Raw genomic sequence first — 25,426 nt, 5'->3', positions numbered from 1 at the left:
CGTGCATGATGGAACATGATTTCAGGCGCATTGGGCAGGCCGGGCCGGGCATCCGGATCGGTGGCCCGCGTCTGATCCGAAGCCGTCCCATCTTAGCAATGCAGGAGCCGCAATGAAGACGCATGCAAAAGCCGTGGTAATCGGCGGTGGGGTGATCGGCTGTTCGATCCTGTATCACCTGACCAAGATGGGATGGACCGATGTCGTCTTGCTGGAACGGGACGAACTGACCTCGGGCTCCACCTGGCACGCCGCCGCGAATATTCACGGGCTGCATGACAGCGCCAATATCTCGCGCCTGCAACACTATACGATGACGCTGTACAACCAGTTGGAAAGCGAAACGGGCCAGTCCTGCGGCGTGTTTCAGCCCGGATCGCTGTATCTGGCGCAGACAGAGGACCGCGAACACCAGCTGCGTCTGCAAGCGGCCAAGGCCAAGCTATACGGCATGAACTTTCATGAAATCGACCGGGCCGAGGCGGAACGCCTGCACCCATTGGTCAATTTCGACGGCATTCGCTGCATCATGTGGGAACCCGATGGCGGCAATGTCGATCCGTCGGGCGTCACCAATGCCTATGCGGTTGGCGCGCGCAAGGCCGGGGCCGAGATTCACCGATTTACCCCGGTCACAGGGACCGACCCGCAGCTTGACGGGACATGGATCGTGCGCACGCCCAAAGGGGATATCCATACCGAATGGGTGGTCAATGCCGCTGGCCTTTGGGGGCGCGAGGTTGCGGCGCTTGCCGGGATCGAACTTCCTCTGCAACCGACAGAGCACCAGTATTTTGTGACCGAAACCATCGCGGAAATCGCCGCGATGGATCGCCGGTTGCCGTCGGTCGCGGACCGTGACGGCGAATATTATCTGCGGCAGGAAGGGCAGGGGCTGCTGATCGGTGCCTATGAGCGGGACATGCGGTTCTGGGCCGAAGAGGGCACGCCGCTTGATTTCGCGCATGATCTCTTTCCCGACGATCTGGAGCGGATCGAAGAAAACATGCTGCGCGCCATCGACCGGGTGCCTGTGGTCGGCACTGCCGGTATCAAGCGGGTGATCAACGGCCCGATGATCTGGTCGCCCGATTCCAACGTGATCCTCGGTCCGGTGCCGGAACTCAAAGGCTATTTCTGCTGCAACGGGATCATTCCGGGCTTTTCGCAAAGCGCGGGCATGGGGCTGATGGTGGCGGATTGGATCGTCGAGGGCGAGATGCGCTATGACATGTTCGCGTGGGACATGGCGCGGTTCGGCGATTGGGCGGACAAGGCCTTTACCAAGGCGCGGGTGCAGGACGCCTATGCGCACCGATTCAAAATCCACTTTCCGAATGAAGAACGCGCCGCCGGGCGCCCCGCGCGCACGCGCCCTGCCTATGAGCGTCAGAAGGCGCTGGGGGCGGTGTTCGGGCTGAACTATGGCTGGGAACATCCTTTGTGGTTCGCCGACGCGCCGGGGGTCGAGGATACGGACGGGTTCACGCGGCAGAACTGGTGGGCGCCAGTCGGAGAAGAATGCCGTATGCTGCGCGAGCGGGCCGGGATTATCGATATCTCCAACTTTGCAAAATATATTTGCAAAGGACCGGGGGCCGAGGATTGGCTGAACGCGGTCTTTGCAAATCGGATGCCGCGCGAGATAGGCCGGTCTTGCTTGACGCCGCTTATCGGGGTGCGCGGCGGGATCGCGGGGGATGCCACCGTGACGCGCGTGGCGGAGGATGAGTTCTGGATCATTTCTTCCGGCATGGCGGAGCATTATCACAAGCGGTTCTTCGATGCGGTGCCGCTGCCCGATGGCACGATTTTCGAAAGCCGGACAAAAGAGATTTGCGGGTTCAATGTGGCCGGTCCCAAGTCGCGCGAGATTTTGCAGCGGTTGACCAACACCTCTTTGCATACCGAAGATTTCCGCTTCATGCGCTCCAAACAGATCGAATTGGCGGGGATCGCGTGCCTGGCGCTGCGGGTTTCTTTCACCGGTGATCTGGGGTGGGAGCTGCATTGCAAAACCGAAGATCAACGCGCGCTTTACGATGCGGTGATCGAGGCGGGCGCGGAATTCGGGGCAGGTCCGGTGGGCAGCCGCGCATTGATGAGCCTGCGGATCGAAAAAGGTTACGGCTCGTGGAGCCGGGAATATTCGCCGGAATATTGGCCGCAAGAGGTGGGTCTGGACCGGCTGTGCAAGACCGACAAGGCGTTTCTCAACAAAGCCGCTTGCGCCGATGTGCTGACCCGCCCGGCGCGCGAAACCCTTGTTTTTCTGGCGTTGGACGACGCAGATGTGCAGGCGTCGAATGCCGACGCCACCGGCGGGGAGCCGATTTTCAAGGACGGAAAGGGGATCGGGCGCGTCACTTCCGGCGCCTATGGCTATACGGTCGGTGTGAGCCTTGCGCTTGGCTTTGTGCGCGGGGCGAAACCGGGGGACGAGGTCGAGATCATGGTTTTGGGCCGTCCGCACAAGGCGCGCATTCTTGACAAGCCGCCCTTCGATCCGGACGGGGCGCGGCTGCGCGCGTAATGCGTCAGCCGCCCACAACCCAGCCCACGCCATAAGCGACAAGCGCGCAGGTCGTGCCAACCAGAAGCGTCTCAAGGATGCAGCGCAGCGCGCGCTCCCCAGTGGCGTACCACCGCAAAAGGCCAAGCGACAGCAGGGCCAGACCGGTGGCGATCACCGACAGCCAAAAGCTGAAATCGTCCGCTGGGCGCAGGAAATAGGGCAGGAGAGGGACCGCGCCGAAAAGAATGAAAGAGCCGAAGGTGAACAGCCCGTTCATGGCCGGGTTGTCCTCTTCGGGTGAATGCATGCCGAATTCATAGGTCAGCATGAGGTCAGCCATGATGTTCGGGTGATCGGCCAGATGCGTCGTCACCGTATCCGCCTGACCCGCGGGCAGGCCGCGTTGGCGCAGAATTTCGAACAATTCCATGCGCTCATGCTCTGGATTGCGTGCGATTTCGTCCAACTCCAAGGCGCGCTGGCGGTGATACAGGTCGTGTTCCGACCGGGCGGAGAGAAATTCGCCCAAGCCCATGGACACGCCATCCGCAAAGAGGTTCGCAAGACCAAAGACCAGCACAGCCAGGCCACCGATCTGGGCGACGCCCTCTGATGCTGCGCCGGCAAATCCGGCAACAATTGCGAAGGTGGTGACGATCCCGTCATTGCCGCCATAGACGATCTGCCGCAGGAATTCCTGAAGCCGCGTTTGCGAATGTGCCTCTCGGCGGTGCCGCTTCCAATCCATCGCCATGCCCCCATGCTCTTGTATCTTGGTCATAGACGGCAACGGTATGGAGGGAAAGCATTCTGCCGCCCCGTTGCAGCGCAGGGCGGCGGATCTGGGGCATGGGTCAACCCGTCAGTCGTTCTTGCGTGGTGTCCGCCGTCAGAATGAACCGATTGGTCAGGGCTTCGGCGCTTTCGGCCGTTTGGTTCAGCGATTTGCAGGCATCGGTCGTGTGATTGAAGAGGCGCAGGTTCTGCTGAGACACATTGTTCAGAAGGTCCATCATCTCGGAAATCTTCGACACGGATCCGGCCTGTGTCTGCGCGCTTTGCTTGATAAGATCGACCAGACGCGCGGCGGAGGAGACCGCATCGCCCACTTCCATGAGGGAGGCCACTGTCTGACGGACATGTTCCACGCCGTCATTCACCTCATGTTCGCTTTTGCCGATCAGATCGCGGATTTCCTGCGCGGCTTCAGAGGAACGCATGGCCAGATTGCGCACTTCGGCGGCGACGACCGCAAAACCTTGCCCCGCTTCGCCGGCCCGCGCGGCCTCGACCCCGGCATTGAGGGCCAAGAGGTTGGTTTGAAAAGAGATATTGTCGATCACGGAAGTGATCTTGCTGATATCGCCCGAGGTCGCCTCAATCCGTTCGATTGCAAGCGCGGCCTTTTCCACGATGTTGCGGCTGTCATCGGTGGTTTGCTGCACGCGGCGGGTCACATCGGCGGCTTCGCCGGCGGTTTTCGAGGCAGAGGTCAGTTCGGCGGTCAGGGCTTCGATGGCGGCCACCGACCGTTCAAGGATCGCATTCTGCTCCTGCGTTTTGGAGTTCAGATCACTGGTGGCCGAGGTAATGGCTTCTGCCTCTCCACGCACGGTTTGGGTATTGTCGACCATAAGCGCAATCGTGCTGCGCAGCTGATCCACGGCGGCGGTGAAATCATGCGCGACTTCGCGATACTCGCTGGGCAGATCATTCGGCATGGTGACGGTCAGATTGCCGGCGGCAAGATTGCTCAACCCGACCTGAAGCGCATCCAGCACCGATTGCAGTTCTTCACGCAGACGGAGCTGCGTTTGTTCTGCCGCAGCAGCCTCTTGCGCCATTTGATCGGACATGGATTTGATCTGATCCTTGTCCTTTTCTGCCGCTAGACGGGCGCGCCGCGCTTCTTCGGCCAGTTCCTCGGTATGCTGGCTTTTCTCTTCGGCTTCAACGGCAAGCGCTTGCGCCTTTGCCGCGTTTTCATCGGCGGCCTGGCGGGCCTGGTCTGCGGCGTCACGTTCCTGCGCAAGGGCCGCGGTCATCTTCTGACGGGTCAGGACCACTGCAATGAGCGCAGTTGTTTCCATTGCCAGAACGACGCCGTGGAACAGGCTGCGCATGATGTTTTCCGCAATGGCCCCATCGGGGTAGACGAAGGTGGGCAGCAGAACCGTGAACCCGACATGGTGGGCGGCCACGATCAGCGTGGCAAAGACCAGCGGCCGCACAGCATTCAGCGAGACCAGCGTCGCGGTCACGGCAAAGAACAGCATATGCGTATCCAGCTGAAAGCTGTTGCCCGCAAGCGCGGCGGTGAACGCGATCGGTTGGCCAATCGCCGCAAAGGCGATCATGTCCTTGAGCAGCCCAGGACGCAGAAGTGCCACGGCCATGCCGATCAGCAGAAAACCCAGCGATATCGCGGCCACCGGACCCAGTGAATTGCCGTCGATCAGGCACGCCCCGAGCGAGATCGGAACGCCCAGGGCGATAATCATGAAGGCCTTGAATGTCATTGGTGTGTCGCTGTTATCTGCGGTGCTCATGTCAAGTTTCCTCAAGGGCGGGCGCACAAAGGGACCGCAGCTTGTTTGCTGGAATCATCCAGCTTGAATTGGCCTGAAGCGAGGAGAGTGTTTCGGGGGTTGTCTGGATGAGGGTCGCGAAGGGCGCAGTGAACGGCCCCACGGGATGCCCGCCGGTTTCAAGCGCAAGCCTGTGCACATCCTCCGGCGAAAAGGTCAGCACGACCCACAGATCGGACGGCGCGTCCGTGCGGGCAGCCTGCCAAAGCGCTGCGGCGGGCGTGCCGATAGCGACGATTGCCAGTAGTCCCGTGAGCAATGCGAAATCCTGAAGTCTCCTCATGGCGCGTACTGATAAGCGCATTCCTCTAATCATCAGTTAAAAGCGCCCGGGACATTTTGATGACAGGTGTTTCTATTTCCCGCTCAAGTGACTAGATTACGCTTCGTGCAGATGCTGGAGAGCCCATCCCGATGCGTGATCTGAAAATTCCCGCTCAACGACACCCTGAAAAAGCCCATCGGCCGGACAATGCGCAGCCGAAAAAGCCTGCGTGGATTCGCGTCAAGGCGCCGGGCGGCGAGGGCTATGCCGAAACGCGCAAGATCATGCGGGATAATAATCTTGTGACGGTCTGCGAAGAGGCCGGGTGCCCGAATGTCGGCGAATGCTGGAACCAAGGCCACGCGACGATGATGATCATGGGCGAGGTGTGCACGCGCGCCTGCAGTTTCTGCAATATCGCCACCGGCAAGCCGCCCGAAGACCTCGACCCGTTCGAGCCGGGGCGCGTCGCCCATGCGGTGCAAAAGCTGGGGCTGAACCATGTGGTCATCACCTCTGTCGACCGGGACGATGTCGAAGATGGCGGGGCGGATCACTTCGCGCAGACGATCCGGGCCATTCGCCACCGCAGCCCCGAGACGACGATTGAAATCCTGACGCCCGACTTCCTGCGCTGCGATCCTTCGGTACTGGAAACCGTGGTCGCGGCGCGGCCCGATGTGTTCAACCACAATCTTGAAACCGTGCCGGGCCTTTACCCGGAGGTCCGTCCGGGTGCGCGGTATTTCCACTCGCTCCGGCTGCTGCAGCGCGTGAAAGAGCTTGATCCGACGATGTTCACCAAGTCGGGCATCATGGTCGGGCTGGGCGAGACACGCCAGCAGGTCATTCAGGTGATGGAAGATATGCGCGCCGCCGATATCGATTTCCTGACCATCGGTCAGTACCTGCAACCGACGCCGAAGCACCATGCGGTGGACCGGTTCGTGACGCCCGAAGAATTCGCGGCCTATGAAAAAGCGGCCTATGGCAAGGGCTTTCTGATGGTCTCTGCCACGCCGCTGACGCGGTCGTCCTACCACGCGGGGGATGACTTTGCCCGGTTGCGCGATGCGAGGCAGGCAAAGGTCGCCGGGCGTTAAGCGGCACGGCAGCGCAAGGCCCACAACAAAGGCGGGCTGCGCTTACCCGTCGGTGAAGCGCACCTTTCCGATATAGGGCAGGTTGCGGTTCCGCTGGGCATAATCAATGCCATACCCCACGACAAATTCATCGGGGATTTCAAAGCCGGTCCAATCGGCCTTGACCTCGACCTCGCGGCGCACCGGCTTATCGAGAAGCGCGATGGATCGCAGCTTGCGCGGATGGCGCGCTTTGAGCAGGCCCAGAACGTGTTTCATGGTGAAGCCGGTGTCGATGATATCTTCGACCACCAGCACGTCGCGCCCTTCGATCGCGCCGCGTAAGTCTTTGAGAATACGAACCTCTCGCGAGGATTCCGTCGAATCGCCGTAAGAGGACGCCTCAAGGAAATCCACCTCTACCGGCAGGTCGAGCTCGCGCACCAGATCGGCGATGAATACGAAAGAACCGCGCAGCAGCCCCACCACGACAAGCTTGTCGGTATCCGAAAACTCGGTCTCGATCAGCGTGCTCAGATCCTCGATCCGGGCCGCAATCGCTTTGGCGGAAATCATCTGATCGATCACATAAGGCCGGTGCGTCATCGCGCCCTCCTTGATTCCATGGGGTTTTCGGGACACATGCAGGGAAACGACTATCGCAGACGGACCCGCATGCCCACCCATTCCGAGACGAAATTCCTGCCCTATAGCGCCCAGCAGATGTATGATCTGGTCGCGGATGTGGGCTCTTACCCGCAATTCCTGCCATGGTGCGCCGCCGCGCGTATCCGATCGACGCGCGACGTCGGCGAAAGCACGGTGATGGAGGCCGATCTGGTGATCTCCTTCAAAGTGTTCCGCGAGAAATTCGGCAGCCGCGTGGTGTTATGGCCCGACCAAAAGAAGATCGACACCGAATATCTGGACGGCCCGTTCAAGTTCATGAAGTCGAACTGGGCGTTTGAGGATGTCGAAGGCGGCTGCAATGTCTCTTTCTTCGTCGATTTCGAATTCAAGAACGCCATTCTGCAAGGCATCATCGGTGTCGTGTTCAACGACGCGATGCAGCGGATCGTGCGGGCGTTTGAGCGCCGGGCACAGGAATTGCACGGATGATGCTGGCGGCGCGCCTGTCCGATTTCGCATTGGGCGCCGTTGCGGGCGACGCTGCGGCCTCGGCAAAGCGGATCATGGCGCTATCGCTGTACGACTGGATGGCATGTGGGATCGCCGGCGTTGATGAGCCTGTGTCGAGGATTATGCGCCTTGCGAAACCTGAATTGCCGGATGGATCGCGCGTGTTCGGCAGCGATGCGACCTATGCGCCCGCCGATGCGGCCCTGATCAACGGGGCGACCAGCCACGCATTGGATTATGACGACACGCATTTCGCCCATATCGGCCATCCATCCGTCGCGGTGCTGCCTGCGGCTTTTGCAGCCGGGCAGGGTAACGGGGCAGATGTTCTGGACGCGGCTTTGATTGGCACGGAGCTTTCCGTGCGAGTCGGGGAATGGCTGGGCCGGACGCATTATCAGACCGGGTTCCACCAGACTGCCACCGCAGGCGCGTTTGGCGCGGCCGCGGCGGCGGGGCGCTTGTTGGGACTATCGCAGGGCCAACTGGTTGCCGCCTTTGGGATCGCCGCGACGCAGGCCGCCGGGCTGAAATCCCAGTTTGGCACGATGGGCAAACCGTATCATGCAGGCTTGGCCGCGCGCACTGGGGTCGAGGCCGCAACGCTGGCCCGCGCCGGGTTCGACACGCGCGGCGAGGGGCTGGACGGGGCGCAGGGTTTCGGGCCGACCCATCACGGCGAAGCAAACCTTACCGCATTCCACACGCTGGGCACGGCGTGGCGGATGGAGACGGTCAGTCACAAGTTTCATGCTTGCTGTCACGGGCTTCATGCGATGCTGGAGGCGTTGGCGACGGTCGCGGTCGACCCCGGCAGAATCGAAGCGGTGACAGTGACCACGCATCCACGGTGGATGAGCGTTTGCAACATTCCCGACCCCAAAACCGGGTTGGAGACGAAGTTCAGCTATCGGCACACGGCGGCGATGGCCCTCACCGGGATCAGCACGGCGGCGCTGGACAGCTATACCGATACGCTGGCCGGGGATGCGGGGCTTGCCGAACTGCGCGCCCGCGTGACGGTTGTTGCGGATGAGGCCGTGGCTGAAACCGCTTCTCGGGTAAATCTTACTCTGACAGGTGGGGAGGCGATAGCCGCCGACCATGATCTGAATGCGCCAATCTCGGCAGAGGCGCGCGCGGCGCGGCTGCGTGGCAAGGGGCGGGCGTTGTTGGGTGATCAGACGGAAGCACAGCTTTGGCAGGCGAGTGATCCGCAAAAAGCGCCGAATTTGGACGCGCTACTGGACCTTATGTCCGGCTGACCGGGCCGCCTTCGGCCTGTCGGTCCCGCGGTCGCTTCATGCAGCCGTGGCAGCGCGGGCGAACCTTAGCCCAATGCGCGCAGGAGAAGACCAAGCGCATGGTCCCGCGCGGCGCGTCGGACCTGCGCCCGGCCAAGCGCGCCGAATTCGATGGTTTCGGTCTGCGTGCCTTCGGGCGTCGCAAGGCCAAAGCAGACGCGCCCTTCGGGTTTGAACTCCGACCCGCCCGGTCCCGCAATCCCGGTGATGGACACGGCCAGATCGGCCCTGGCGGCACCGCGCGCGCCAATCGCCATTTCGCGCGCAACCTCTTCCGATACCGCGCCATGCGCATCCAGCGTTGCGGGGGCGACGCCGATCATCTCTGTCTTGGCGATGTTGGAATAGGTGACGAAGCCGCGTTCGAACACGGCGGAAGACCCGGCAATATCCGTGATCGCCGCGCTGACCATACCGCCCGTGCAGCTTTCTGCCGTGGTGAGGGTCAGGCCCGCGCGCGTCGCCCGTTCGACGATCTCGGCCGCGTCGCCAGATTCCGTCACAGTCCCAGCACCCCGTGCCAGAGGCCCGCCAATACGATGATCCCGAGGGCGGCAAAAAGCCCCGCGATCACATCGTCCAGCATCACGCCCAAAGCATCGCCGCGTCGATCCGCCCAGCCGACCGGACCGGGTTTCCAGATGTCGAAAAGCCGAAACAGCAGGAAGGCCGCGATCCAGCCGGGCCAAAGCACAAGGATGTCGAGGCCCATGGACCACGCCGGATAGCTGAGCGCCGCGACCGCGATCCATTGGCCGATCACCTCGTCGATGACGATTTCGGACGGGTCTTCATCCTCGCTGTCGCGCGTCATTACCTGGGTGGCCCACCAGCCCTTGGCAAAGCCGACAACAATCGCGAGCGCCAGCAGGGGAAAACCGCCAAGCACATGCAGCAGCCAGGCCCAAGGCAGCGCCACAAGCGATCCCCAGGTGCCGGGCGCGGGGCGGATATAGCCAACGCCCAGAACGGTTCCGATCATCCTTGCGAGGGTCATTTGCCCTCCAACATGCAGGTGGCCATGCAGGCGATGCCCTCGCCGCGGCCCGTGAACCCCAGTTTCTCCGATGTTGTCGCCTTGACGGAAACCACGCCGACATCCACGCCCATGATCTGGGCCATGCTCTCGCGCATCGCCTGCGCATGTGGGCCGATCTTCGGCGCCTCGCAGATGATCGTGCAGTCGATATTCCCGATGGTCAGGCCCTCTTGCGCCGCCAGATCGACCGCATGGCGCAGGAATACCGCGCTGTCCGCGCCCTTCCATTGCGGGTCCGACGGCGGAAAATGCTGCCCAATATCGCCCATCGCCAGTGCGCCATAGATCGCGTCGGTGACGGTGTGCATCGCCACATCCGCATCGGAATGGCCGACAAGCCCATGATCATGCGGGATTTTCACGCCGCACAGGGTCACGTGGTCTCCGGGTCCGAAGGCGTGAACATCGAAACCATTGCCAAGGCGTATCTTCATGCGTCCTCCCAATATCCGTTCTGCCCGCGCGAAATCGGAGGCATGTGTGATTTTCAGATTATCCTCATCGCCCGGCACGACGGAAACTTCGATCCCGGCAGCGCGGGCAACTTCGACATCGTCAGCGGCGGGGCCGTTGTAATGCGAATGGGCTTCGCGGATGGCACGGTAGCGAAAGCCTTGCGGCGTTTGCGCACGAAATAGGCCATCGCGCGGATGCGTGCCTGTCACGTGACCATCCATTCCGGTCCACAGAGCATCCGTGACGGGCAAGGCGGGCGCGGCGGCGGCGCTGTCATAGAGCGGCTCGATCACGTTCGAAATCAGCTTGTGAGAGACGCACGGCCGCGCAACGTCATGGATCAGAACGCCCTGCGCGGGGTTATCGCTGAGCGCGTCGAGACCCGCCCGGACCGAGGCCGCGCGGCTGGCGCCGCCATTTGCAAACAGGTCAGGCTGCGTTTGCAAAGTCTTGCAACGCTCTGAATCTTCAGGATGAATGACCAGCACGATCTTTTTGATATCGGGATGTGTGCGAAACGCGCGCAGCGTGTGTTCGACCACGGGCGCGCCGTGCAATTCGCGCCATTGCTTGGGTGTGCCACCCCCGGCGCGCAAACCGCGACCGGCAGCGACGATAATGGCATCTACGCCTTGTCTCTTCATTTTCGCGTCCCCTCCCTCCACGTTGCCGCGGGCACTCCTACTGCGAATTTGATTAAATTTTGTGCATATGCCAAAATTCTACAATCTCCGCCTTTGGTGGGGTGTTGAAGCCCCCAAGGGCAGGCGCTACGCCAGAATGAAGTACACATCAAGTTCCCGGTGCAAATCGCCCTGATGCTCACACTATCGCCACAAGTCACTTTGGACACGCCAGTTGCTCTTGCGCCGATGGCCGGGATCACTGATCTGCCGTTCCGCAATCTGGTCGCGTCTTTCGGCGCGGGGCTGGTCGTGTCGGAGATGGTGGCCAGCACGGATATGCTGAACGCACGCCCCGGCACGCGCGAACGGGCCGAACTGGCGCTTGGCGTCGCGGGCTCTGCGGTGCAACTGGCCGGACGCGAAGCGACCCCGATGGCCGAGGCGGCGCGTCTGGTCGCGGGGCAGGGCGCGCGGATCATCGATATCAATATGGGCTGCCCGGCCAAGAAGGTGACGAACGGGTATTCCGGCTCGGCGCTGATGCGGGATCTGGATCACGCGCTCCGGCTGATCGAGGCTGTGGTCGGCGCGGTGGATGTGCCGGTTACGCTGAAAACGCGGCTGGGCTGGGACGACGATCTGCGCAACGCGCCAGAGCTGGCCCGACGGGCCGAAGCGGCGGGCGTTGCGATGATCACGATCCATGGCCGGACGCGCTGTCAGTTCTACAAGGGTCATGCGGATTGGACCGCGATTTCAAAGGTGAAAGAGGCCGTGTCGGTTCCAGTCCTGGCCAATGGCGATATCGTTGATGAGTTGACCGCGCGGCGGGCCTTGCAGCGGTCGGAATGCGACGGCGTGATGATCGGGCGCGGCGCGCAGGGGCGGCCCTGGCTGCCCGCACAGATCGCCCATGCGCTTTGGGGGCGCCCTGCGCCCAAGGTTCCAACCGGCGCGGCGCTGGCCGACATGGTTGCAGGTCACTACGACGCGATGCTCAGTTTCTATGGCGCGCATCTTGGGGTGCGCTGCGCGCGCAAGCATCTGGGTTGGTATATGGACCGCTCCGATACGCCCATTGCCCTGCGGCGCGAAATTCTAACTTCGGTCGAGCCGAAAGATGTCTTCCGGCTGCTGCCGCAGGCGATTGGCCAGCCGTCCGCCGATCCGGCGGGCGCGGCGCGCGCGCATCAGGATGCGCAGGTGAACGATCAAGATGTGGTGTGTGCATGACGCCTGAAATGGATCTTTGGGCCTCGCTGCCGGTGCCGGCGGTGCGGATCGATGTGAATGACCGCATTGCCGAGGTGAACCCGGCGGGCGAAGGGTTTCTGAATTCGTCCTCCAAGGCGCTGACGGGGCAGCCTGTCTGGGACATGATCGCGGTGGATGCGCCGCTTGAAGAGGCGTTCGAACGGGCGCGCATCAACGGCACGCCGCTTTTCGTCAACGATGTCTATGTTGGGTCGGGCGTGCGTGCGCCTGTGCAATGTGCGCTTCAGATCGCGCCGCTGGTTGGGGCTGAAGACGAAATGCTGATGATGATCACCCCGCGCGAGCTGGCGGGGCGCATGACGCTGAACCATTCGGTCAAATCGGCGGCGCAATCGGCAATCGGGATGGCCGAGATGCTGGCCCACGAGATCAAGAACCCGCTGGCGGGGATCACGGGCGCGGCGCAATTGCTGAGCATGAACCTCAAGCCTGACGACCTTGAACTGACCGATCTGATCGTGGCCGAAAGCCGCCGCATCGTGAAACTGCTGGAGCAGGTGGAGCAGTTCGGCAACCTGTCGCCGCCCGACTTCAAGCCGGTCAACCTGCACGACGTGCTGGACCGCGCGCGGCGCTCTGCCTTGCTGGGCTTCGGCGCGCAGATGAAGATCGTAGAGGCATATGACCCCTCGTTGCCGCTGGCGCTTGGCGACCCGGACCAGTTGCTTCAGGTAATCCTGAACCTTCTCAAGAACGCGTCAGAGGCGGCAGGCAACAAGGGGGGCAAGATCACCCTGCGGTCGTTCTTTGAGCACTCTTTCCGCCTGCGCCGGTCCGATGGCTCGGGTCAGTCGCTGCCTTTGCAGATTGAAGTGATCGACGATGGTCCCGGTATTCCTGCCGATCTTCAGGAAGACATCTTCGACCCCTTCGTGTCGGGCAAAGAGAACGGCACCGGGCTGGGCCTTGCGCTCGTATCCAAGATCATCTCGGACCATAATGGCTGGATTTCAGTCAAATCGGTGCCGGGTCAAACGGTTTTTCGCATTTCCCTGCCGCGTGCGGCGGGCGTGCCTTATCATACGGAGTAACTCATGGACGGAACGGTTCTTGTCGCCGATGACGATCGCACAATTCGCACGGTGCTGACACAGGCCCTGACGCGGGCAGGATGCCGGGTGCATGCGACCTCTTCGCTGACCACGCTGATGCGCTGGGTCGGCGAGGGGAAAGGCGATGTGGTGATCTCGGACGTGATGATGCCGGACGGGAACGGGTTGGAGATGCTGCCGAAAATCCAGCAGGATCGTCCCGGCCTGCCGGTCATCGTGATCTCGGCACAAAATACGATCATGACCGCCATTCAGGCGGCTGAGGCAGAGGCCTATGACTATCTGCCCAAGCCGTTCGACCTGCCGGACCTGATGAAGCGCACGGCGCGGGCGCTGGATTCGCGCCAGAACATGCCGCGCGCCGAAGAGACAGAGCAGCCCGAGCGCCCCGAAGAGCTGCCATTGGTCGGGCGCACCGATGTGATGCAAGCGCTCTACCGTGTGGTGGCGCGGGTGATGAATACCGATCTCCCGGTGCTGATCTGGGGCGAAAGCGGCACGGGCAAAAGCCTGATTGCGCGGGCGATCCACGATTTTTCCGATCGGCGCACCTTGCCCTTCGTCAGCTGCACCGCGGCAGAGCTTCAGGACCTTGAAGGCCCGGCGCGGGTGCTGGCCCGCGTGAAGGGGGGCACGCTGCTGATCGAGGAAATCGGCGATATTCCGCCCGAGGTTCAGGCGCGCATCGTGCAGATGATGGACGCGCCCGGCGAATATGTGCCGCGCTTTCTCGCCACCAGCCAGACCGACCTGACTCAAGCGATGGAAGAGGGCGCGCTGCGCAAGGATCTGTTCTATCGTCTGAGCGGCGCAACACTGTCCGTACCGTCCCTGCGCGAGCGGGTCGATGATATCGAATTGCTGGCCGAGAACTTTCTTGCCAAGGCGGAAAAGGCGGGCGGAGCGCCGCGTCAATTGTCGCCCGACGCCACCACGATCCTGCGCCGTTATTCCTGGCCGGGCAATGTGCGTCAGCTTGAAAACGCGATCCGCCGCCTGTCTTTGACCTCGCGCGCGGCGGAAATCACTGCCGCCGAGGTGGAGCAGGTCTTGGGCGCGCAGCCCGAACTGGAGCCTATTCGCGGCAGTGCCGTGGCTTCGGAAAAGCTGGGCGCATCGGTGGAACGCCATCTGCGGCGCTACTTTGATCTGCATGGCAACATGCTGCCGCCCGCCGGGCTGTATGCGCGAATCCTGAAGGAGGTCGAACTGCCCCTGATCGAAATCGCGCTGGAAGCGACCGGTGGGAATCAGGCGAAATGCGCCGATCTGCTGGGCATCAACCGAAATACTTTGCGCAAGAAAATCACGGATCTCGATATTCAGGTGACACGCCGCCGCAAATTGATGTAAAACCGCCACATCAACCGTGGCATTCGGGGGACACCCCCGAGAACGACTACGAGATATGGCGGTCAGGCGCGAGCAGCGCCACAGATTTGGGTGGATGTCGGGTGGCAACCCAGACACGAAAATTGCGTTGGGAAACGCTTGGACGTCTGCGCCGTGTGCGGCGTTTGCGCAATCTTGCGACCTTTGGGTTGATGATCCTTGGGCCGCTGCTGGCGCTTGTGACCTTCCTTGTGCTGGGTCCGCTGGATCAGGGCGCGTCCTCAATGGGGCTGCGCCTCGTTCTGTTGACGGACCTTGTTTATGTTCTGGTGGTGGCGGCGCTGGTGCTGGGGTCGGTCGCGCGGCTGATTGCGGCGCGCCGCGCCAAATCGGCAGGGTCGCGGTTGCACCTGCGTCTTACCGGCGCTTTCGCGATGCTGGCGCTGATCCCGACGGTGACAGTGGCCGTCTTCGCAGCGCTCACCGTGAATATCGGGCTTGAGGGCTGGTTTTCGGACCGGGTGCGCAATGTGGTCGGCACGTCTCTTGCGGCGGCGCAAGCCTATGAGAACGAACAACGCCAAGACCTTGTCGAAGATGCGCGCGACCTGGCCCGTGCCTTGGAAGAGGCGCGGCGGGTCGATGTGTTCGTGGCCGATGGCGATCTGCTGGCGCAGGGGCAGGCGGTTATTCAGCGGGGCCTGCGTGAGGCGTTTCTGATCGACGGCACCGGGCAAATCCGCGCGCGCGGAGAAGGCTCATACCTTTTCAACTTCGAGGAACCCACCGCCGAGCAGATTGCGCAGGCGGCCGCGTCCGAGAATGGCGTGGTGATCATCGAAGACTGGGCCAATAACGAATTCCGGGCGCTGCTGCGAATGCCGTCATCGCTGGATCGCTATCTCTATGTCAGCCGCGACGTGGATGGTGAAATCCTCGCGCTGCTGGATGACACGCAGGAAACGGTGCGGCTGTATCAGCAGCTTGAAAGCGAACGTGGGCGCGTGCTCTTTGAATTCGGTCTTCTGTATCTGGGGTTTGCGGTGATCCTGATCCTTGCGGCGATCTGGACCGGGCTGTGGTTTGCGGAACGTCTGTCCGGCCCGGTCGGGCGGCTGACCGGTGCGGCGCAGCGGGTCGGGGCCGGTGATTTGGATGTGCGCGTGACCGAGGAACAGGGCGATGACGAAATCGCCATGCTGGGCCGCTATTTCAACCAGATGACGCGGCAGCTTAAAGGCCAGCGCGAAACCTTGCTGGAAAACACGCGGCAAATCGAACGGCGGCGGCGTCTGTTCGATTCCGTGCTCAGCTCCGTCACCTCCGGCGTTGTGGGGCTGGACGCGGATGGGCGGATCGCCTTCGTCAACCGCTCTGCCGAAAGGTTGCTTGATTGGCACGAGGATCGGCAGGCGCTGGACCTTGCCGTGGCCGTACCCGAATTCGGTCCGCTCTTTGCGGAGCTGAAGAATTCGCCGTCGCAGGTGGCGCAGCGCGATATCAAGGTGACGCGGCAGGGGCGGCTTGAGAACCTGTTGGTGCGCATGTCCACCCGCCAGACGGAAGACGGGCGGCTGGAAGGCTATGTGGTGGCCTTCGACGATGTGACGGACCTTGTTTCGGCCCAACGGATGGCCGCATGGGGCGATGTTGCCCGGCGGATCGCGCATGAGATCAAGAACCCGCTGACGCCAATCCAGCTGTCGGCAGAACGGATCAAGCGCAAATTCTCGCGCGAGGTCGCCGATAGCGAAAAGCTGGACCAATTGACCGATGTGATCGTGCGGCAGACCGGCGATCTGCGGCGCATCGTTGACGAGTTTTCCAAATTCGCGCGGATGCCGGAACCGGACCGGCAGGCGCAAGACCTCGTCGATGTGCTGCGCGACGCGGTTGTGCTGCAACGGCAGGGCCAGCCGGGTGTCGACATCGCGGCGGAGCTTCCTGACGCGCCGATCGCGGCGGAAATCGACGCGACAATGATCGGGCAAGCGCTGACCAACCTGATCAAGAACGCGGGCGAAGCCATTGAATCGCTGCAAAAAGAAGGCGCGCCCGAAGGCCATGTGCCGCGGATCGAGGTGTCATTGACCCAAGATGCGGGGCGCGCGGAAATTCGCATTGCCGATAACGGGATTGGCCTGCCGGAAGACCGGGCGCGGCTATTCGAACCCTACGTGACGACGCGCGCGGAAGGCACCGGACTGGGCCTGCCGATCGTGAAGAAAATCATCGAAGAACATGGCGGAACGCTGGTGCTGGAAGACGCGCCGGTTTTCGCCGGAGCAACTGACCATTTTGGTGCGATGGCGGTCATTCGGCTGCCCTTGTCGCCCGTGACATGAACGAGGAAGGGAACAGTATGAGCGATATTCTGATTGTGGATGACGAACGCGACATCCGTGAGTTGATCTCGGACATTCTCGAAGATGAAGGCTACACCACCCGGCTGGCGGGAACGTCGGACGAGGCAATGAACGAGATCAACGCCGAGCCGCCCGCGCTGCTGGTTCTGGATATCTGGCTGAAGGATAGCCGGATGGACGGGATCGACATTCTGACGACGGTCAAGCGGGATAACCCGGATGTGCCGGTGGTGATTATCTCGGGGCATGGCAATATCGAGATCGCGGTCGCGGCGATCAAGCAAGGCGCTTACGATTTCATCGAAAAGCCGTTCAATATCGAACAGCTGCTGGTGGTGATCCGGCGCGCGATGGAAACCTCGCGCTTGCGCCGCGAAAACCAGACGCTGCGCCGCAAGGAAGTCACCGCGGCCGAGATGATCGGCAATTCCGGCGCGTTCCGTGCATTGGTGGGGCAATTGGACAAGGTGACGAAATCCAATGGCCGGGTCATGCTGAGCGGTCCCGCCGGGTCCGGCAAGGAGGTCGCCGCGCGCTATATCCACAGCAACTCCAACCGCTCGGGCGCGCCTTTCGTCAGCGTCAATTGCGCCTCGATTGAGCCGGAGCGCATGGAAGAAGTGCTATTCGGGCGCGAATCCTCGGAACGGGGGGTCGAACCGGGCCTGCTGGAACAAGCGCATGGCGGGGTCATCTATTTCGACGAAGTGGGCGACATGCCCCTTGGCACGCAGTCCAAAATTCTGCGCGTGCTGGTCGATCAGCAGTTCCAGAGGGTCGGCGGCAATGACAAAGTGCGCGTCGATATCCGGGTGATTTCCAGCACGAACAAGGACTTGCAGGCCGCCATCGACAGCGGGGATTTCCGGCAGGAATTGTATCACCGGTTGAATGTGGTGCCGATTTCGGTGCCGTCGCTGGAAGAGCGGCGCGAGGATATCCCGGTGCTGGCAGAGCATTTCATAGAAACCTTCAATGCCGGGCAGGGTTTGCCGTTGCGCGCGATCAGCGAAGACGCGGCCGCGCTGTTGCAGACGATGATCTGGCCGGGCAATGTGCGGCAACTCAAGAACCTGATCGAACGTGTGTTGATCCTGGGCGAAGGCACCGGGCCCATCGAAGTGCGCGAATTGCCCCGCGATGATGGTGCCCCGACCGATGAAGGGCGCGTGATCCTGTCGGGCGGCGTGGCGACATTGCCACTGCGCGAGGCGCGCGAGGCGTTCGAACGGGAATACCTGCTGACTCAGATCAACCGCTTTGGTGGCAATATCTCGCGCACGGCGAGTTTCGTCGGGATGGAACGCAGTGCGCTGCACCGCAAGCTGAAGTCGCTGGGTGTGGTGACAACGGCGAAGTCGGGCGCGCGCGTGGCCCATATCGAAGAGGCGGACGAGATCACCTGAGACCGGTCCATCTGGTCAGATCTGCGATGGGGTCAGGGCGCGGCGGGCGCGCCCTCCACGATGGCGAAACCGCCGGTCTCAAGCCGCACCGCGCAGCTACGCTCGGTCAGGGGGGGCAGCACGTTTGTCGGCCCGCTGACCTTGGTGCCCGGTGGGCAAAGCGGGATTTGCGCGGGCCGGTAGCCTTTGGAGGCCATGCATTGCGCTTCGATCCGCCGCCGCAGGCCGGCATTCACATCCACCGTATAGATATTGCCCGGCCGCCAGTATCCGCCATGCGTCCGGCAATGGCCGTGGCGTCCGCAGACCCGGCGCGGCGGCACGAAGATCGGCGGGTCCTGGCGCAGTTCATTGGCCACGGGGGCGTCGCGCAGGGCGCGGGTCTCGCAGGTCAGCTCATCCTGTTGCAGCCGGGCGACCGAAACGCCGGGTTTGTGATACAAGGTCAGCGGGCCGCAAGTCGCCAGCAGCGCCAGAAGAGGCAGGGAAAAGGCCAGGTGTCTCATGGTTTCATCATGGCGCGAAGTGTGGCGATCGGCAACCGGCACCAGCAAGACATTGAGATTGACCACCTTCCCGGCTTCTGTCATGCAAATCCGGGTATCCTACGCGGCAGTAAGGCGGGACCATGAAGGTCATCATTTGCGGGGCAGGGCAGGTCGGTTGGCAAATCGCACGGCACCTGTCCGGGGAACGCAACGACGTTACGGTCGTCGACAATAACGCAGATCTTGTACGCCGCGCGACGGAGTCGCTGGATGTGCAGGGTATTGCCGGATTCGCCAGCTATCCAGAGGTTCTGGACCGCGCTGGCGCGCGCGATGCGGACCTGATCATCGCGGCCACCCATTCAGACGAGGTCAACATGGTCACCTGTCAGGTGGCCCATTCGGTCTTTGGCATTGATCGCAAGATCGCGCGTCTGCGCAGCCAGTCCTACCTGACCGCGATCTATTCGGACCTGTACCGGCGCGATCACATGCCCATCGATGTGGTGATCAGCCCCGAGCGCGAGGTCGCCTCGGCCGCGTTGCAGCGTTTGTCCGCGCCCACGACATTCGACACCGAAACCTTCATGGACGGGCAGGCGCAGCTTCTGGGGATCAATCTGACGCAGGATTGCCCGGTGGTGAACACGCCGCTGCGGCAATTGACCGAACTTTTCTCGACCCTGCGGGCTGTCGTCGTCGGGGTGCGCCGCGATGGCACGCTTTTCGCGCCGGAATCCGGGGATCAGCTTTTCGTGGGCGATGAATGCTATGTCTTTGCCCATATCGAAGACGTGGATCGCACGCTGGATATTTTCGGCAAGAAGGCGACACGGCTGGACCGTGTTGTGCTGATCGGTGGCGGCAATGTGGGCCTTGCGGTGGCGCAAGAGCTGGAAAAGAGCAAGGCGCGGGTACGCACCAAAGTGATCGAGATGAACCGCAAGCACGCGGAAAACGCCGCCGAAGCGTTGGAGCGGACGATCGTTCTGAACGGCGATGGTCTGGACATGGCGCTGCTGGCAGAAGCCGGGGTGGCGCGCGCCGATGCGGTGCTGGCGGTGACGGATGACGACAAGACGAACCTGCTGGCTGCGGTGCGGGCGAAATCCGCCGGGTGCCGTTACACCATCGCGCTGGTCAATGATCCGTCGCTGGTCCCGCTGATGGAACCGCTGGGCATCGACGCCTATATCAACCCGCGCGCCACGACGGTCAGTTCGATCCTGCGCCATATCCGCCACGGGCGGGTGCGCGGGCTTTATTCCATTGGCGACGCAGAGGCGGAAGTGATCGAGGCCGAAGTGCTGTCCACCTCGCCGATGGCGGGCAAGCAGATCGGCGAGATCGATTTCCCCGAAGGCGTTCTGGTCGGTGCCGTGCGCAAAGGGGACGAGATCATCCGCCCCTCGGCAGAGACCCGGATCGAAGAGGGCGACGTGGTGGCGATGTTCGCGCTTGCCGAAGACGTGCCGGAGGTCGAGCGCCTGATGCAGGTCTCGATCGACTTCTTCTGATGGGGACCATTCGGCCCCAGAAACTGCGCCGCACGCCCGGATTCTGGCAGCAGGTGTCAGAGCTTCCGATTTTCCTGCTGGCCTTCGGGATCGCGGCGATCTCCATGCTTGTGCCAGCGCTGCATGGGCTCATTCTGGAAGACTTCATCGCCGCGCGCATGTTCTTTTATGCGTCGATCCTTGGCACGATCCTCTTCGCTCTGATCGGCATCGCCCTGTCGGGGCGCGAGCCTGCAACAGGCCCGTTGGGCCCGTTGCTGTCGCTGTTTTCGATCATGGTGATTTTGCCCGTGGGTCTGGCGGTGCCGTTTTTCGAGGCGCTGCGCACCACCGCGTTCTTCAACGCCTATCTGGAGATGGTCAGCGCCATTACGACAACCGGCGCGCCGGTCTTCGACGATCCCACGCGGCTGTCCGACACGTTGCACCTGTGGCGCGCGCAGGTGGCGTGGATGGGCGGTTTCGTGATGTGGGTCGCGGCTGTGGCGATCCTTGCGCCGCTTAATCTTGGCGGGTTCGAAGTGACCGCCCGTGCAGAGCCGGGCCAAAGCCAGGATGACGCCGCGCGGATCGACCGGGCCGATACACATAAGCGGCTGATCCGCTCTGCCGGGGCGCTGCTGCCCATCTATGTTGGGCTGACGCTGCTGCTATGGGTCGTTCTGCTGGCGGCAGGCGACCGGTCGCTTGTGGCGCTGGTTCATGCCATGTCGGTGATGTCGACCTCGGGGATTTCGCCCATCGACGGGCCCGCCACTGCGGGATCGGGCCTGACGGGGGAAATCCTGTTGGTGCTGTTCATGGTCTTTGCCGTGTCGCGCCTGACCTTTTCGACCGATACCGTGACCGTTGTGGGCAAGGGGCTGCATACGGACCCGGAAATCCAGCTTGCGGTGGCGATCGTGGTCTCTGTTCCGCTGCTGTTGTTCCTGCGCCACTGGGCGGGCGCGTTCGAAGTGGATCAGGAAGAGGACATCGTCAGTGCGGCGCTTGGGCTGTGGGGCAGCTTTTTCACGGTCACGAGTTTTCTGAGCACCACGGGGTTCGTGTCGTCCCATTGGGGCGCGGCGCAGGGCTGGTCCGGGCTGGAGACGCCGGGACTGATCCTGATGGCGGTGGCGCTGGTCGGGGGCGGTGTTGCGACTACGGCGGGCGGGGTGAAGCTGCTGCGGGTATTCGCGCTGTATCGTCATGGCCTGCGCGAGATGGACCGGCTGGTCTATCCGTCCTCTGTCAGCGGCGCGCGCGGGCAGGGGCGGCGGCTGCAACGGCAGGGCGCATTCATCGCGTGGATCTTCTTCATGCTCTTCGCGCTGTCGCTGACGGCGGTGAGTTTGCTGCTCGCCAGTCTGGGGCTGGGCTTTGAAGAAGCGATGGTGCTGAGCGTTGCCGGGTTGGCCAATACCGGGCCACTGATCGACGCGGCGGGGGAAAACCCGATACCCATGGTCGAACTCTCTGGCGGGGCAAAGGCGGTTTTTTGTGCAGCAATGGTCGTCGGACGTATGGAAACACTGGCGATTATCGCGCTTTTGACCCCTGAACTGTGGCGTACCTGACGCGGAAGTGAGCGTGTCAAGGCAAGCTGTTGGAAATGGGGCTGGAAACTTCCAAACCTTACCGACATACTCGCTCGGAGGGACGGTTCGCGCCAAGCGCGTACAGCAAGAACAAAGGCAATATATAAAATGGCTTCTGACAAACAGAATCTGCAGGACGCATTTCTCAATCATGTCCGCAAGACGAAGGTTCCGGTAACGATCTTTCTGATCAATGGCGTCAAGTTGCAGGGCGTCATCACATGGTTCGACAATTTCTGTGTTCTGCTGCGCCGTGATGGACAGAGCCAGCTGGTCTACAAGCACGCGATCTCCACGATCATGCCGTCGCAGCCGATCAGCCTTTATGAAGGCGAAGACGCAGATTGAGCGAACCCACCGCTGCCGCAGTGACCCGCGCATGGGTCCTGCATCCCGACATTCGCAAGAACGAACACCGGCGCGCCGCGGCACCCGCGCTGGAAGAAGCCGTGGCTTTGGCCAAGGCGCTTGGCGAGCTTGAGGTCGTCGGGCAGGAAATCGTGCCGCTGCCCAAGCCGCAACCGGGCTATCTGTTCGGCTCTGGCAAGGTCGAGGAACTCGGCCAGCGCTTGAAGGCGAATGATGTCGAACTGGTCCTGATCGACGGGCCGGTGACGCCGGTGCAGCAACGCAATCTTGAAAAGGCGTGGAACTGCAAGCTGCTGGACCGCACCGGGCTGATCCTTGAGATTTTCTCTGACAGGGCGGCGACGCGCGAGGGCGTGTTGCAGGTCGAGATGGCTGCGCTCAGCTATCAGCGCACGCGGCTGGTCCGGGCCTGGACGCACCTTGAACGGCAGCGTGGCGGGCTTGGTTTCGTGGGCGGCCCCGGCGAGACCCAGATCGAGGCCGACCGGCGCGCCATTGACGAACAGCTTGTGCGTTTGCGCCGGCAGTTGTCCAAAGTGGTCAAGACCCGTGGTCTGCACCGCGCGGCGCGGGCCAAGGTGCCTTATCCGATCGTCGCGCTGGTGGGCTATACCAACGCCGGAAAATCCACTTTGTTCAACCGTCTGACCGGGGCCGAAGTCATGGCCAAGGACATGCTTTTCGCCACGCTGGACCCGACGATGCGGCGGGTTGAACTGCCCGAAGGGCCAGAGGTGATCCTGTCCGACACGGTGGGCTTCATCTCGGACCTGCCGACGGAACTGGTCGCGGCATTCCGCGCCACGCTCGAAGAGGTGCTGGAGGCCGATGTCATCGTGCATGTGCGGGACATTTCCCACGCAGAGACCGACGCGCAGGCCCGCAATGTCGAGGATATCCTGACCTCTCTCGGGGTCGATGACGAACGCCCGCGCTTTGAGCTGTGGAACAAGGTCGATCAGTTGGAACCTAGCACGGCAGAGGCGCTGCGCACCAAGGCCGCGCGCGAGGACCATATTTTTGTGACCTCCGCGCTGACCGGCGAAGGGCTCGATGCGCCATTGGCCGCGATTGCCGAGACCCTGCGCGGCGCGGTGAGCGAGGAAGAAATCCGTCTTGGCCATAATGAAGGCCGCAAACGCGCATGGCTTTATGAGCGTGATCTGGTGCAGGACGAAGAGATGGAAGAGGACGGCGTCGCCCTGCGTGTGCGCTGGACCGCGCGCCAACGGGATGATTTCGGCAGGTTGTAGGCCGTGATGCGCCCCGCGCGGGCGTGTCCGATCATTGGTTCGTCACGGTGCCGGGGCGCGCGGCCCCGGCCTTGACCGCCGCCATCAGCCGAAGCGGCGTTTTAACCAGCTTGTCGCCTGCATCGGCGCCTTTAGCGGTCCGATAAACTCGACATTGTCGATATGGGTCAATTCCGCCAGATCACGTTGGAAACGTTTGTTCAGGGATTGCCGCTGTGCCCGTGTGAAAAGATCGGGCGTGCCGTTCCACCGGCTGCGCGGATTATCGAACAGGATATCATCCGCTTGTTCGCGCGTCAGTTCCGTGCCGCGCAAGCGTTTGAATTCCTTGAGCGCTTTGGCCGACATACCGGGCCGCGCCACTTCGTCGAGCCATTCGATCTGTCCGGCGCGCTGTTTGCCGACATTCAGCATCCGTTCCGACACTTGCCGCCAGATCGTCGGGTAATATTCGAACTGCCATAGGCAGATCTTTACCCCCGGCGCTGCCTTTGAGATACGGCGCACCAGATTGGACCAGCGCATTTTCTTGAGGTCGTCCCCATCCACGTAGTCTTCGAACGGGATATAGCCTGAATGGCGCACCGCCTCGCAATAGCTGGAGGTGATGAAATCCGCCGGGTTCCGGATCGCAAGAAAAACAGTCACGTCATACCCGGCCAGCAGGCGCTTTACACGGCGCATCCGGCGTTCCGCGTTGGGGTAGAACTGATCCTTCTCAAACAGGGATGTGGTGGTGCCAAGGATGTTCTCGTCGGACACCACGATGGTGGATTTACGCCGCAACAGCTTCGTGACCCCCGCGATCAGTTCGGGCGACAATTCTTCCTTGTGCTTGACCTGATCCAGCTTGCTGGTGATGGCATCGCGGATGTCGCGCTTTTTCGCCACGCGAATTTCGCTGAAGCCATGCGCGCTCACATTCTGCCGCAGCATCCGTTCCAGATGCGTCGATGCTGTTTTATGCGCGCCGAGATGGAGGCTCACTTTTACCATTTCTTACCCTCGTTCATGGACCGCCGGTAAAAACCGGTACCGTTTGCGACACCGTTCACGCCGCATACCAGAGTGTTTCCCGCTGGCTGTGCCTTGCGTTTCTCACTCCGGCGTCGGACCTTCAGTCGATATTTTTTCCAGCGTTTTTACAACCCGAGGTTTTGAACGCAACCGCGGATTCCCACTTTTTGGCGCCGGCGCGGGGGTCTCTTTGGGCGGTGCGGGTTTTTCAGGCTTCGCGCCATTGTCCCGGGTCCAGCCCGGCCAGCGACCAGTCGCCGATGGACCAGCGGATCAGGCGCAGGGTCGGGTGGCCGACATGGGCTGTCATCCGCCGGACCTGCCGGTTGCGCCCTTCGGTAATCGTCAGTTCAAGCCATGTGTCGGGCACGGATTTGCGCACGCGGATCGGCGGCGTGCGGGGCCAGAGCCATGGCGGCTCTGTCACCATGCGGGCCTTGGCGGGACGGGTCGGGCCGTCTTTGAGTGTGACGCCCTTGCGCAGGGCGGCGATGGCGTCGGGCGAGGGGGTGCCTTCGACCTGTACTAAGTAAGTCTTGGGCGCTTTGAATTTCGGGTGGGCGATGCGGGCTTGTTCGCGCCCGTCATCGGTCAGCAACAGCAGGCCCTCGCTATCGCGGTCAAGCCGTCCCGCCGCATAGACGCGCGGCGGCAGCCCGAAATCGGACAAGGTCGCGCGCGGACTGTCCTGCGTGCCCTTGTCGGTGAACTGGCTGAGCACGCCGAAGGGTTTGTTGAACCGGACCAGCATGGCGG

Annotated in this window: 23 protein-coding genes; 13 read left to right on the top strand and 10 right to left on the bottom strand. The window is 62.2% G+C overall.

Annotation, left to right across the window (positions count from 1 at the left end):
• The first annotated feature begins 112 nt into the window (after positions 1-112).
• On the top strand, positions 113-2,533 hold the full coding sequence (locus E4Z66_RS04065) for a GcvT family protein (protein WP_136461642.1): 2,421 nt from the start codon (positions 113-115) through the stop codon (positions 2,531-2,533).
• Between the two features lie 4 nt (positions 2,534-2,537).
• On the opposite strand, the gene E4Z66_RS04060 is transcribed toward E4Z66_RS04065, so the two are convergent.
• The 3 genes from E4Z66_RS04060 to E4Z66_RS04050 all read right to left on the bottom strand — a co-directional run bounded on the left by E4Z66_RS04060 (position 2,538) and on the right by E4Z66_RS04050 (position 5,386).
• Positions 2,538-3,296 carry a VIT1/CCC1 transporter family protein gene (locus E4Z66_RS04060; protein WP_246035872.1) on the bottom strand — a complete coding sequence of 253 codons (759 nt, stop codon included), beginning with the start codon at positions 3,294-3,296 and terminating at the stop codon, positions 2,538-2,540.
• 73 nt (positions 3,297-3,369) lie between these two features.
• On the bottom strand, positions 3,370-5,034 hold the full coding sequence (locus E4Z66_RS04055; protein WP_168797713.1) for a methyl-accepting chemotaxis protein: 1,665 nt from the start codon (positions 5,032-5,034) through the stop codon (positions 3,370-3,372).
• 31 nt (positions 5,035-5,065) lie between these two features.
• Positions 5,066-5,386: a hypothetical protein gene (locus E4Z66_RS04050; RefSeq protein ID WP_136461640.1), complete on the bottom strand. Its 321-nt coding sequence runs from the start codon at positions 5,384-5,386 to the stop codon at positions 5,066-5,068.
• Positions 5,387-5,517: 131 nt separating this feature from the next.
• On the opposite strand from E4Z66_RS04050, the gene lipA reads away from it, so the two are divergent.
• Positions 5,518-6,471 carry a lipoyl synthase gene (gene lipA, locus E4Z66_RS04045; protein ID WP_136461639.1) on the top strand — a complete coding sequence of 318 codons (954 nt, stop codon included), beginning with the start codon at positions 5,518-5,520 and terminating at the stop codon, positions 6,469-6,471.
• A 42-nt stretch (positions 6,472-6,513) separates the two neighbouring features.
• Here the strand turns inward: lipA and hpt are convergent, their stop codons facing one another.
• Positions 6,514-7,056 carry a hypoxanthine phosphoribosyltransferase gene (gene hpt, locus E4Z66_RS04040; protein ID WP_136461638.1) on the bottom strand — a complete coding sequence of 181 codons (543 nt, stop codon included), beginning with the start codon at positions 7,054-7,056 and terminating at the stop codon, positions 6,514-6,516.
• Positions 7,057-7,125: 69 nt separating this feature from the next.
• On the opposite strand from hpt, the gene E4Z66_RS04035 reads away from it, so the two are divergent.
• Together E4Z66_RS04035 and E4Z66_RS04030 are read left to right on the top strand one after the other, a co-directional pair.
• Entirely contained in the window at positions 7,126-7,569 is a 444-nt protein-coding gene (locus E4Z66_RS04035; RefSeq protein WP_136461637.1) for a type II toxin-antitoxin system RatA family toxin, read from the top strand.
• Entirely contained in the window at positions 7,566-8,855 is a 1,290-nt protein-coding gene (locus tag E4Z66_RS04030; protein WP_136461636.1) for an MmgE/PrpD family protein, read from the top strand. The genes E4Z66_RS04035 and E4Z66_RS04030 overlap by 4 nt, the downstream gene beginning before the upstream one ends.
• A gap of 65 nt (positions 8,856-8,920) precedes the next feature.
• On the opposite strand, the gene E4Z66_RS04025 is transcribed toward E4Z66_RS04030, so the two are convergent.
• From E4Z66_RS04025 to E4Z66_RS04015, 3 genes are read right to left on the bottom strand one after another with little or no spacing between them, the layout of a single operon-like run.
• Positions 8,921-9,397 carry a CinA family protein gene (locus E4Z66_RS04025; protein ID WP_136461635.1) on the bottom strand — a complete coding sequence of 159 codons (477 nt, stop codon included), beginning with the start codon at positions 9,395-9,397 and terminating at the stop codon, positions 8,921-8,923.
• Positions 9,394-9,891 (bottom strand): phosphatidylglycerophosphatase A family protein, encoded by a 498-nt coding sequence (locus E4Z66_RS04020; RefSeq protein WP_136461634.1) that lies wholly within the window; start codon positions 9,889-9,891, stop codon positions 9,394-9,396. The genes E4Z66_RS04025 and E4Z66_RS04020 overlap by 4 nt, the downstream gene beginning before the upstream one ends.
• A complete protein-coding gene (locus tag E4Z66_RS04015) occupies positions 9,888-11,033 on the bottom strand; it encodes a bifunctional 2-C-methyl-D-erythritol 4-phosphate cytidylyltransferase/2-C-methyl-D-erythritol 2,4-cyclodiphosphate synthase (protein ID WP_136461633.1) in 1,146 nt (381 codons plus the stop codon). Before E4Z66_RS04015 ends, E4Z66_RS04020 begins: the two co-directional genes overlap by 4 nt.
• A 174-nt stretch (positions 11,034-11,207) precedes the next feature.
• On the opposite strand from E4Z66_RS04015, the gene dusB reads away from it, so the two are divergent.
• The 5 genes from dusB to ntrX all read left to right on the top strand — a co-directional run bounded on the left by dusB (position 11,208) and on the right by ntrX (position 18,446).
• Complete coding sequence (gene dusB / locus E4Z66_RS04010; RefSeq protein WP_136461632.1) at positions 11,208-12,248, top strand: tRNA dihydrouridine synthase DusB; 1,041 nt, start codon at positions 11,208-11,210, stop codon at positions 12,246-12,248.
• A complete protein-coding gene (locus E4Z66_RS04005) occupies positions 12,245-13,321 on the top strand; it encodes a two-component system sensor histidine kinase NtrB (protein ID WP_136461631.1) in 1,077 nt (358 codons plus the stop codon). Before dusB ends, E4Z66_RS04005 begins: the two co-directional genes overlap by 4 nt.
• Before the next feature lie 3 nt (positions 13,322-13,324).
• Entirely contained in the window at positions 13,325-14,695 is a 1,371-nt protein-coding gene (locus E4Z66_RS04000; RefSeq protein ID WP_136461630.1) for a response regulator, read from the top strand.
• Between the two features lie 101 nt (positions 14,696-14,796).
• Entirely contained in the window at positions 14,797-17,019 is a 2,223-nt protein-coding gene (locus E4Z66_RS03995) for a sensor histidine kinase NtrY-like (RefSeq protein ID WP_425456099.1), read from the top strand.
• Between the two features lie 17 nt (positions 17,020-17,036).
• The gene (gene ntrX / locus E4Z66_RS03990; protein ID WP_136461629.1) at positions 17,037-18,446 is read left to right on the top strand and encodes a nitrogen assimilation response regulator NtrX; all 1,410 of its coding nucleotides are present in this window, start codon (positions 17,037-17,039) and stop codon (positions 18,444-18,446) included.
• A 32-nt stretch (positions 18,447-18,478) separates the two neighbouring features.
• On the opposite strand, the gene E4Z66_RS03985 is transcribed toward ntrX, so the two are convergent.
• Positions 18,479-19,036 (bottom strand): hypothetical protein, encoded by a 558-nt coding sequence (locus E4Z66_RS03985; protein WP_246035871.1) that lies wholly within the window; start codon positions 19,034-19,036, stop codon positions 18,479-18,481.
• A 38-nt stretch (positions 19,037-19,074) separates the two neighbouring features.
• Between E4Z66_RS03985 and trkA the strand changes: the two genes are divergently transcribed.
• The 4 genes from trkA (at position 19,075) to hflX (ending at position 23,653) form a co-directional block, all read left to right on the top strand.
• Entirely contained in the window at positions 19,075-20,451 is a 1,377-nt protein-coding gene (gene trkA, locus E4Z66_RS03980) for a Trk system potassium transporter TrkA (protein WP_136461628.1), read from the top strand.
• A complete protein-coding gene (locus E4Z66_RS03975) occupies positions 20,451-22,010 on the top strand; it encodes a TrkH family potassium uptake protein (protein WP_136461627.1) in 1,560 nt (519 codons plus the stop codon). The genes trkA and E4Z66_RS03975 overlap by 1 nt, the downstream gene beginning before the upstream one ends.
• A gap of 129 nt (positions 22,011-22,139) precedes the next feature.
• Positions 22,140-22,379 carry an RNA chaperone Hfq gene (gene hfq / locus E4Z66_RS03970; protein WP_136461626.1) on the top strand — a complete coding sequence of 80 codons (240 nt, stop codon included), beginning with the start codon at positions 22,140-22,142 and terminating at the stop codon, positions 22,377-22,379.
• Positions 22,376-23,653: a GTPase HflX gene (hflX, locus tag E4Z66_RS03965; RefSeq protein ID WP_246035870.1), complete on the top strand. Its 1,278-nt coding sequence runs from the start codon at positions 22,376-22,378 to the stop codon at positions 23,651-23,653. Before hfq ends, hflX begins: the two co-directional genes overlap by 4 nt.
• 84 nt (positions 23,654-23,737) lie before the next feature.
• On the opposite strand, the gene E4Z66_RS03960 is transcribed toward hflX, so the two are convergent.
• Both E4Z66_RS03960 and E4Z66_RS03955 read right to left on the bottom strand, forming a co-directional pair.
• Positions 23,738-24,640, bottom strand: a complete 903-nt coding sequence (locus tag E4Z66_RS03960) for a hypothetical protein (protein ID WP_136461625.1) — start codon at positions 24,638-24,640, stop codon at positions 23,738-23,740.
• Positions 24,641-24,878: 238 nt separating this feature from the next.
• A complete protein-coding gene (locus E4Z66_RS03955; RefSeq protein WP_136461624.1) occupies positions 24,879-25,421 on the bottom strand; it encodes a pseudouridine synthase in 543 nt (180 codons plus the stop codon).
• Positions 25,422-25,426: the final 5 nt, after the last annotated feature.

The sequence above is a fragment of the Aliishimia ponticola genome (assembly GCF_004803475.1).
GTDB lineage: Bacteria > Pseudomonadota > Alphaproteobacteria > Rhodobacterales > Rhodobacteraceae > Aliishimia > Aliishimia ponticola.
The sequence above is the reverse complement of the archived record's forward strand: the minus strand, read 5'-3'. Positions and strand labels throughout refer to the sequence as shown.